The sequence below is a fragment of the Parafrankia sp. BMG5.11 genome (genome assembly GCF_004337455.1).
On record NZ_SJXI01000115.1, the window covers coordinates 21929 to 30240 of the forward strand.

At 72.0% G+C, this 8312-nt stretch carries 9 protein-coding genes; 5 read left to right on the forward strand and 4 right to left on the reverse strand.

The features are described 5' to 3' along the window. The first annotated feature begins 65 nt into the window (after positions 1–65). The 5 genes from mftA to mftF are packed head-to-tail and all read left to right on the forward strand — an operon-like array spanning position 66 to position 3979. Positions 66–185 (forward strand): mycofactocin precursor MftA, encoded by a 120-nt coding sequence (mftA, locus tag E0504_RS45645; protein ID WP_071066653.1) that lies wholly within the window; start codon positions 66–68, stop codon positions 183–185. Continuing rightward, positions 175–477: a mycofactocin biosynthesis chaperone MftB gene (mftB, locus tag E0504_RS45650; protein WP_112109157.1), complete on the forward strand. Its 303-nt coding sequence runs from the start codon at positions 175–177 to the stop codon at positions 475–477. The genes mftA and mftB overlap by 11 nt, the downstream gene beginning before the upstream one ends. Then, positions 474–1664, forward strand: a complete 1191-nt coding sequence (gene mftC, locus E0504_RS45655) for a mycofactocin radical SAM maturase (protein ID WP_200835508.1) — start codon at positions 474–476, stop codon at positions 1662–1664. Before mftB ends, mftC begins: the two co-directional genes overlap by 4 nt. A gap of 45 nt (positions 1665–1709) precedes the next feature. Beyond that, a complete protein-coding gene (locus E0504_RS45660; protein WP_112109158.1) occupies positions 1710–2519 on the forward strand; it encodes a mycofactocin-coupled SDR family oxidoreductase in 810 nt (269 codons plus the stop codon). After that, complete coding sequence (mftF, locus tag E0504_RS45665) at positions 2516–3979, forward strand: mycofactocin biosynthesis glycosyltransferase MftF (RefSeq protein WP_112109159.1); 1464 nt, start codon at positions 2516–2518, stop codon at positions 3977–3979. The genes E0504_RS45660 and mftF overlap by 4 nt, the downstream gene beginning before the upstream one ends. 15 nt (positions 3980–3994) lie before the next feature. Here the strand turns inward: mftF and lipA are convergent, their stop codons facing one another. From lipA to E0504_RS45685, 4 genes are all read right to left on the reverse strand, one after another. Beyond that, complete coding sequence (gene lipA / locus E0504_RS45670; protein WP_112109167.1) at positions 3995–4900, reverse strand: lipoyl synthase; 906 nt, start codon at positions 4898–4900, stop codon at positions 3995–3997. A gap of 54 nt (positions 4901–4954) precedes the next feature. Continuing rightward, a complete protein-coding gene (locus tag E0504_RS45675) occupies positions 4955–6142 on the reverse strand; it encodes an amidohydrolase family protein (RefSeq protein ID WP_112109160.1) in 1188 nt (395 codons plus the stop codon). Positions 6143–6365: 223 nt separating this feature from the next. Next, the gene (locus E0504_RS45680) at positions 6366–6725 is read right to left on the reverse strand and encodes a 2Fe-2S iron-sulfur cluster-binding protein (RefSeq protein ID WP_235015009.1); all 360 of its coding nucleotides are present in this window, start codon (positions 6723–6725) and stop codon (positions 6366–6368) included. Next, the coding region (locus tag E0504_RS45685) for an FAD-binding protein (RefSeq protein WP_131627602.1) at positions 6722–8312 on the reverse strand (1591 nt) is incomplete at its 5' end. The genes E0504_RS45680 and E0504_RS45685, both read right to left, overlap by 4 nt.

Genomic DNA, 8312 nt, shown 5'->3' on the forward strand with positions numbered 1-8312 from the left:
GCCCGATATTCGTCACACGGTGCCTAAATCACGGTGCCCACATGACCAGCCGAAGGAGCAGCTCGATGACGGACACCCAGACCCAGGCGAACGACGAGGTCACGGCAGAGGTTCCGGAGCCGTTGGTGGCGGACGAGCTGCTGGTCGAGGAGGTGTCGATCGACGGCATGTGCGGTGTCTACTGATCCCGCCGCTCGGCCGTCGCCGTTCGACCTTGACGCCGCCTGGTACGTGCCGGCGCAGGTGTCGATCCGCCCCGAGCGCTTCGGCGCGCTGCTGTACCACTTCGGTACCCGGCGCCTGTCGTTCCTGAAGAGCCCCGGGCTGCTGAAGGTCGTGCAGGTACTGGCCGACTTCCCGACAGCCCGCGCGGCCTGCGCCGACGCGGGCGTGTCGGCGGCCGAGCTGCCCGCGTACCGCGCCGCTCTGGCCACGTTGGCCGCGTCGGAGATGATCCGGGAGAGGAAACCGTCGTGAGCACACCGCTGCCACTGGTCGAGCAGTTCCAGTACGGCCTGGACGCGCCGATCTGCCTGACCTGGGAGCTGACCTACGCCTGCAACCTGGCCTGCGTGCACTGCCTGTCCAGCTCGGGCCGGCGTGACCCACGCGAGCTGTCCACCGCCGAGTGCAAGGCCGTGATCGACGAGCTCGAGCGGATGCAGGTGTTCTACGTCAACATCGGTGGCGGCGAGCCGACCGTCCGGTCGGACTTCTGGGAGCTCGTCGACTACGCCACCGCCCACCACGTGGGGGTCAAGTTCTCCACCAACGGAGTCATGATCACCCCCGAGGTGGCGGCGCGGCTGGCCGCCAGCGACTACGTCGACGTGCAGATCTCGCTCGACGGCGCGACCGAGGCCGTCAACGACGCGGTGCGCGGGCCCGGCTCGTACCAGACGGCGATGCGCGCCATGGCAAACCTGGCCGCCGCCGGGTTCCGCGGGTTCAAACTGTCGGTCGTGGTGACCCGGCACAACGCCGGCCAGCTCGACGAGTTCAAGGCGATCGCCGACCGGTTCGGCGCGCAGCTGCGGCTGACCCGGCTGCGGCCGTCCGGCCGGGGCGCCGACGTCTGGGACGAGCTGCACCCGACGGCCGCCCAGCAGCGGGAGCTCTACGACTGGCTGGTGGCGCACGGCGAGCGGGTCCTCACCGGGGATTCGTTCTTCCACCTGGCCGCCTACGGCGACGCGCTGCCCGGGCTCAACCTGTGCGGCGCCGGGCGGGTGGTGTGCCTCATCGACCCGGTCGGTGACGTCTACGCCTGCCCGTTCGCCATCCACGACAGCTTCCGCGCCGGCAACGTCCGCGGCGAGGGCGGGTTCACCGGGGTCTGGCGGACCTCGGAGCTGTTCGCCGACCTGCGCCAGCCGCAGACCGGCGGGGCCTGCACATCGTGCTCGGCGTTCGACGCCTGCCGGGGCGGGTGCATGGCGGCGAAGTTCTTCACCGGCCTGCCGCTGGACGGCCCCGACCCGGAATGCGTGAAGGGCCACGGCGCGGCCGCGCTGACCGCGGTGGACCTCGAGCTGGTGCCGAAGCCGTCGCTGGACCACTCCCGCCCGGCGTCCCGCCGGTCGGGCCCGGTCCCGGTGACGATCGGCGCGCGCCCACCCGACCGCGCGTGTGAGGAGAGCCCGCTGGCCGGGCTGAGGCTCTGACATGCGAGGAACTGAGGCACGAGCCGTGGACAGCTGGCGGGCGGCGTGACCGCCGACCGCCCCGTCGCCGTGGTCACCGGGGCGGCGCGCGGGATAGGCGCGGCCACCGTGCTGGCGCTGGCGCAGCAGGGCTGGGAGGTGCTCGCGGTCGACCGCGGGAAGGACGATCCCGCGCTCGCCTACCCGATGGGCACCGAGGCCGAGCTCGGGGAGGTGGTGGCGGAGGCGAACTGGCGGGTCGAGGCGGCGGACCGGGTCCGCCCGTTCATCGCCGACGTCCGGGACGCCGCCGCGCTCCAGGCCGCCGTCGCCGAGGCCGAGGCCCGGTGGGGTGGCCTGGACGCCGCCGTCGCGGCCGCCGGGGTGATCGCCGGCGGCGTGCCGCTGTGGGAGGTCCCGGCGGAGCAGGAACAGGCCGTGCTGGACGTGAACCTCGGCGGTGTCCTGAACCTGGCTCGGGCGGCCGTGCCCGCGATGCTGCGGCGGCCACCGCCGCGGCACGGCCGTTTCCTGGCGGTGGCGTCGGCCGCGGCGACCCGCGGGCTGCCGATGCTGGCCGCCTACTGCGCGGCGAAGGCCGGCGTCACCGGGCTGGTCCGGGCCCTGGCAGCCGAGCTGGGAGACACCGGTGTCACCGCGAACGCGGTCAGTCCGGGCTCCACCGACACACCGATTCTGGCCGAGAGCGCCCGCCTGTACGGCCTCAGCGGGGCGCCGGAGTTCGCCGCGCAGCAACCGCTCCGACGGCTGCTCGCCCCGGCGGAGGTCGCGGAGGTCCTCGCCTTCCTCGCCGGACCGGCCAGCAGCGGGATGACCGGTGCCGTCGTACCGGTCGACGGAGGCCTCGCGCTGTGACCACGCCCGTGGCTCCGCTGCCGGCCGGCTTCCGGGTCGTTCTCGACACGTCGGCACGGCGGCTGAGCGCCGACAGCTGGCTCGGCGGCTCGCCGGCCAGGGTGATCCGGCTGACCGCGGCCGGCCAGGCCGCCTGGCAGGAGCTCGCGACCGGCCCGGTGGTGTCCCCGCGGGCAGGCGCCCTGGCCCGCCGGCTCACCGACGCCGGCCTGGCACATCCCAGGCCGCCCACGCCGCGGCACGACCCGGACGTCACCGTCGTGATCCCGGTCCACGACCGCGTCGACAAGCTGGCCCGGTGCCTCGCCGCGGTGGGCGACCGCCACCCGGTCGTCCTGGTCGACGACGGCTCGCGCGAGCCCGGAGCGATCATCGAGCTCGCCGACCGGTTCGGCGCGAAGGTGATCAGGCGCCCCGTCAACGGCGGGCCGGCGGCGGCCCGCAACACCGGGCTGGCGGCGACCGCCGGCGAGCTCGTCGCCTTCGTGGACAGCGACTGCGTGCCGCCGACGGGCTGGATCGGCGCGCTGGCCGCGCACTTCGCCGACCCGCTGGTCGGCGCCGTGGCCCCGCGCACGGTCCCCGTTCCCGGCGCGCCGGGCGGCTGGGCCGGCCGGTACGCCGGCACCACACGCAGCCTCGACCTCGGCGGCACGCCGGCCCGGGTCGGGTCGAACACCCGGGTGGCCTACGTCCCGACCGCCGCGATCCTGGTCCGCCGCGCGGCGCTGGCCGAGATCGCCGGCGGCGGTCCGGCCGCCGGCGGGGCGTTCGACACCACGCTGTCGGTCGCGGGCGAGGACGTCGACCTGGTGTGGCGGCTGGACAAGGCGGGCTGGCGCATCCGGTACGACCCGACCGTCGAGGTCCGGCACCTGGAACCGGAGACCTGGGCCGGGCTGCTCGGCCGGAGGTTCCGGTACGGCACGTCCGCCGCGCCGCTGGCGCTGCGCCACCCGGGATCGCTGCCCCCGCTCGTCCTGTTCCCGGGGCCGGCGCTGACGGTCGCCGCGCTGCTCGCCCGTCGGCCCGCGCTGGCCGCCGCCGCGTACACCTGTTCGGTACTGCGCACCGTGCGGACGCTGCGCCGGTCAGACCTGCCCGTCCGGGAGGTGGCGCGCGCGACGGCAGGTGCCGTCGGCCGGACCTGGCTCGGCGTCGGCCGGTACGGCACCCAGTACGCCCTGCCGCTGCTCGCGGCCGGCGCCGCGGGTGGCGGCCGCCGGCGCTGGGGACGTCGGGCGGCGGTGGCATCACTGGTCGTCGGCCCGGCCCTGGCGGAGTGGGCGGGCCGGCGCGGGTCGATGGACCCGGTGCGGTTCGTGCTCGGCCGTCTCGCCGAGGACGTCGCCTACGGCAGCGGTGTGTGGACCGGGTGTGTGCACAACCGGACGACCATCCCGGTGCGCCCCACGATTGGCCGGCGCGCCCACGGGTCGAGAGGACCCGACCATAGATGAGAGGTCGACCGGCGCTCACCGGCGTTCACCGCGGAGCGCCACTGCCTGGCGATACAGCCGGCCCGCGCGGTAGGAGGAGCGGACCAGCGGCCCCGCCATCGCCCCGGCGAAGCCGAGCTCGGCGGCCCGGGCGGACCACCGTTCGAACTCCTCCGGCTCCACCCAGCGTTCCACCGGATGGTGGCGCGGGCCGGGCCGCAGGTACTGGGTCACCGTCACCAGATCACAACCAGCTGCCCGCAGGTCCGCCAGCACGGCGTCGACCTCGTCGACGGTCTCACCCAGACCGAGGATCAGGTTCGACTTCGTGACGATCCCTTCCCCGTGGGCACGGTTGATCACCTCAAGCGAGCGCTCGTAGCGGAAGCCCGGCCGGATGCCGCGGAAGATCCGGGGCACCGTCTCGACATTGTGGGCAAGCACCTCCGGGCCGGCACCGAACACCTCGGCCAGCAGGGCCGGGTCACCACGGAAGTCCGGGATCAACAGCTCGACGCCGGTTCCGGAGGAACGCGCATGGATCTGGCGCACGGTCTCGGCGTACAGCCAGGCCCCTCCGTCGGCCAGGTCGTCCCGTGCCACCCCGGTGACGGTGGCGTAGTGCAGTCCCAGGCTGGCGACGGATTCGGCCACCCGGCGAGGCTCGTCCCGGTCGAGCGGAGCGGGCCTGCCGGAGTCGATCTGGCAGAAGTCGCAGCGCCGCGTGCAGACGTCCCCGCCGATCAGGAAGGTCGCCTCCCGATCCTCCCAGCACTCGAAGATGTTCGGGCAGGCGGCCTCCTCGCACACCGTGTGCAGCCCGGACTCGCGGACCACGGCCATCACCTCGGTGTAGGCGGGACCGACGCGCATCCGGGTGCGCATCCACGGCGGCTTGTTCTCGACCGGGGTCCGGGCGTTGCGGACCTCGAGCCGCAGCATCGCACGGCCGTCCGGTGTCACGGGCCGTCCTTTGTCATGGGCCGTCCTTGGTCATCAGCTCGTCCCGGCGGTGGCCCGCCACGATGCCGACGGCTCCTCGATCCGGTACAGCTTTGTCGCGTTCTCCCAGAGAATCTTCCGGCGCGCTCCCCCGTCGACGTGCCCGAGGCCGGACGTGATGGTCTCCTGGATGTTCTGGAACAGGCAGGTGGTGTGCGGGAAATCGGTCTCGAAGAGGATGTTGTCGATCGGCATCAGATCGAGGAAGTGCTTCGGGGCTACCGACTCGAACCAGTAGGTGACGAAAACGCTCTGGCGGAACAGATCCGACGGCAGCACGTCTCCCGACTGGCGCTCCCGGCCCGGGCGGAACGCGCCGAGCCAGCTGTAGTCGGTGGCCTCGAGCATGAACGGAAGCCAGCCGATACCGCTCTCCACGGAGACGAACTTCAGCTCGGGATAGCGGGACAGCACGCCCGACGTGATCAGATCCGAGCACTGGACACCGTTCTTCATGAACAGGCTCACCGCGCAGTAGGCCTGCGCCCCTTCCACGCCGTGCTGGGCGTAGCGCTCCGGGGTGGACAGCTCCAGGGTGTCTCCGGCGCTGCCGATGTGGAAGTGGATCGGCAGGTCGGCCGCACGGGCGACCTCCCACAACGGATTCCAGTGCGGCGATCCGAGCACGGGCAGCCCGTAGCGTTGCGGCTCGCCGGTGAACAGGATTCCCCGCGCGCCCAACGGGGCGCACCGCTCGATCTCCCGTACGGTCTCGTCGATGTCCCAGAACGGTGTGGCGATCACCGGCAGCAGCCGGCGCAGGTCGGCCGAGGACCACTCGACGAGGAAGTCGTTGTAGGCCGACACACACAGCAGCTTGAGCGTGTCGTCCTTCAGCTTCAGGAAGTTCTCGCTGCCGAACCCGCCCACGTTCGGGTAGAGCACCTGGGCCCAGATACCCGCCTCGTCCATGTACTTCAGGCGGGCATCCGCCTGATACGCGCCCGGGTGGCAGTCCTCGTAGGTCTGCGGGTACTCGGGCGGGAACGTCGGCCATCCCGCCGGAGCCGTCACGCCGACCGGCGCCAGCCGCTCCCCGTGGAGCACCCAGGTGTCCGCCGTGCCCTGCCGCACCACGTGTGGAACGTCCTCGCGATACTTCGCCGGCACCCGAGCGGTCCACACGTCCGGCGGCTCGGTGATGTGACTGTCCGCGTCAATGATCAACTCTGGCGCTGCCATTTCCCCTACTTTCCTGGTTTCTTCGCGCTGCCGTCATGAACCATCATCAGCGTGTTGCCTGCGGCCGTCTTTGCACATTCGGTCAAGTCCTTGTTCGTTTCGGCGGCCAGCTCTCCGCCAATGCCGACCGAGCGAGCGGCCGGATCTCGCCGTTCCAGCCGTTCCGCGATGGCACCGACCGGGCGCCGCGGTCACGCGGCGTCGGGGCCCTTGCGGACGCGTGTCAGGACTCCTTTTCGGCCAGTCGCCGAACGCCCTTCTTGCGCACGGCGACGTCGCCGGTGGCACATGCCCGGCAGGCCAGCCGAAGATGGGTGAGATCACGACGTCGCGCACCGGGAAGTCGGTTTTCGAGGGCGTCGGTTTCCTCGCCGTCGGCGGGTGTCAGGTGCTCAACTCCGCTGAGCACCTCGAAGTGGCATACCGTGCACGTGGCCTGGCCGTGGCACACCGTGGGCCAGTGGTACCCGAGTCGCCAGGCCGCCTCGATGATCGTCTCGCCGGGCTCGGGCGTGAGATCCGCGCCGATGGGCTCGACCCGGACCAACGGCCGTCTGGGCCGCCCACTCCCCTCTTCGGTCACCTGGCCACCGGGTCGCCGGAGACGACGTGCGCGGCGTGCTTCATACCGATGTAGGAGAAGACGCAGCTGTTCCCGATGCTGGCGCCCGCCCCCAGATAGGTGCGTCCCATCACCGACGCGCTGCAGTTCCCGGCGGCGTACAGACCCGGGATCGGATCATGGTTGGTGTCGAGCACACGGGCGAACTCGTCACAGAGCAGCCCGCCGCTCGTCCCCACGTCACCCGGGTAGAGCTCGACCGCGTAGAAGGGCGCCTTCTCGACGGGCGCGAGCGAGGCGTTCGGCTGGTTGCCGTAGTCGCCCTGGTACCGCTCGTGAGCCCCTTCGCCACGGTGGAAGTCGGGGTCGGTGCCCTGCTTCGCGAACCCGTTGAACCGCTCGACCGTGGCGGCCAGCCCGGCCGGGTCTATGCCGCACGCCCGCGCCAGTTCCTCCACCGTGTCGGCCTTCTTCATGTAGCCGCTGGTGATCCACTCTTCGGGGGTGTTGGGACGGAACGCGAACAGGTAGCGGGCGCGGTGGCGGGAGTCCATGACCAGCCAGCTCGGAATGGACTCACCGGCCGTGTTGTGCGCGTACATCTGCCGCCCGGCCTCCATGTAGGAGACCGCCTCGTTGAAGTACCGCCGGCCGGCCCGGTCGACGATGATCGAGCCCGGCTTGCTCCGCTCTCCGGTGTGCAGGCTCGGACGTCCGCCGGGCTGGATGGAGGCCGGGATCCACAACGCCTCGTCCATGAAGTCGACGGCGGCGCCGACCCGCTGGGCGGCCTCGATCGCCTCACCCGTGTCCCCGGGGTTGGCGATGGTCCACGACCCCTCGTTCGGCTGCTTCGAGTAGCGTCTGCGCATCTCGGCGTTGCGGGCGAACCCGCCCGAGCTCAACAGCACGCCGCGGCGGGCGCGGATCCGGACGGTCTGCCCGTCCCGACTGGCCACGACGCCGGCCACCCGGCCGTCCTCGACGATCAGGTCGACCAGCCCGGTGTCTGTCCAGACCGTCGCCCCGGCCGCCAGCGCCGCCTCCAGGGCCTGCGCGATCAGTGCCGCGCCGTTGGCCAGCCGGGTCTGCCTCCTGAGCCTGCCCATGGCCGTCCGCATCCCCACCCGGAGGGCGGTGCGCATGGCTTTCGGCCGCCGCTTGATCAGCTGCAGAGTGGACGCCTCGCGGGTCATCACGACGATTCCGAGCGCGGCCGTCATGCCCGGCATCAACTTCGCGAGCCACGGTCCGAGCTTCCTGCCATCGGTCACCGCGGGTTCGATGGAGCGGCCGCGGGCGCTGCCGCCACGAATTCCCGCCACCTGCGCGTAGTAGTCGCTGTACCCTTCGCACCGCTCGAAACGCAGGCCCAGGCCCTGCAGGAAGCGGACCATGTTGGAGCCTTCGACGATGTAGGCGAGCCGCCGCTCCCGCGACGAGGCGGGTCCTACGTCCCCGACCACCGACTCGAAGTACGCCAGCGCGTCCTCAAGGGAGTCGGGAACGCCGTCGGCCTGCATGAGCGGGTTGTCCGGCAGCCACAGCACGCCGCCTGACATGGCCGTGGACCCGCCGATCATCGACTGCTTCTCGATCACCAGCGTG

Bases quoted from the DNA above. Each gene is read 5' to 3' on its own strand.
- mftA (WP_071066653.1), top strand. From the start codon at position 66: ATGACGGACACCCAGACCCAGGCGAACGACGAGGTCACGGCAGAGGTT.
- E0504_RS45675 (WP_112109160.1), bottom strand. From the start codon at position 6,142: ATGGCAGCGCCAGAGTTGATCATTGACGCGGACAGTCACATCACCGAG.
- lipA (WP_112109167.1), bottom strand. From the start codon at position 4,900: ATGCTGCGGCTCGAGGTCCGCAACGCCCGGACCCCGGTCGAGAACAAG.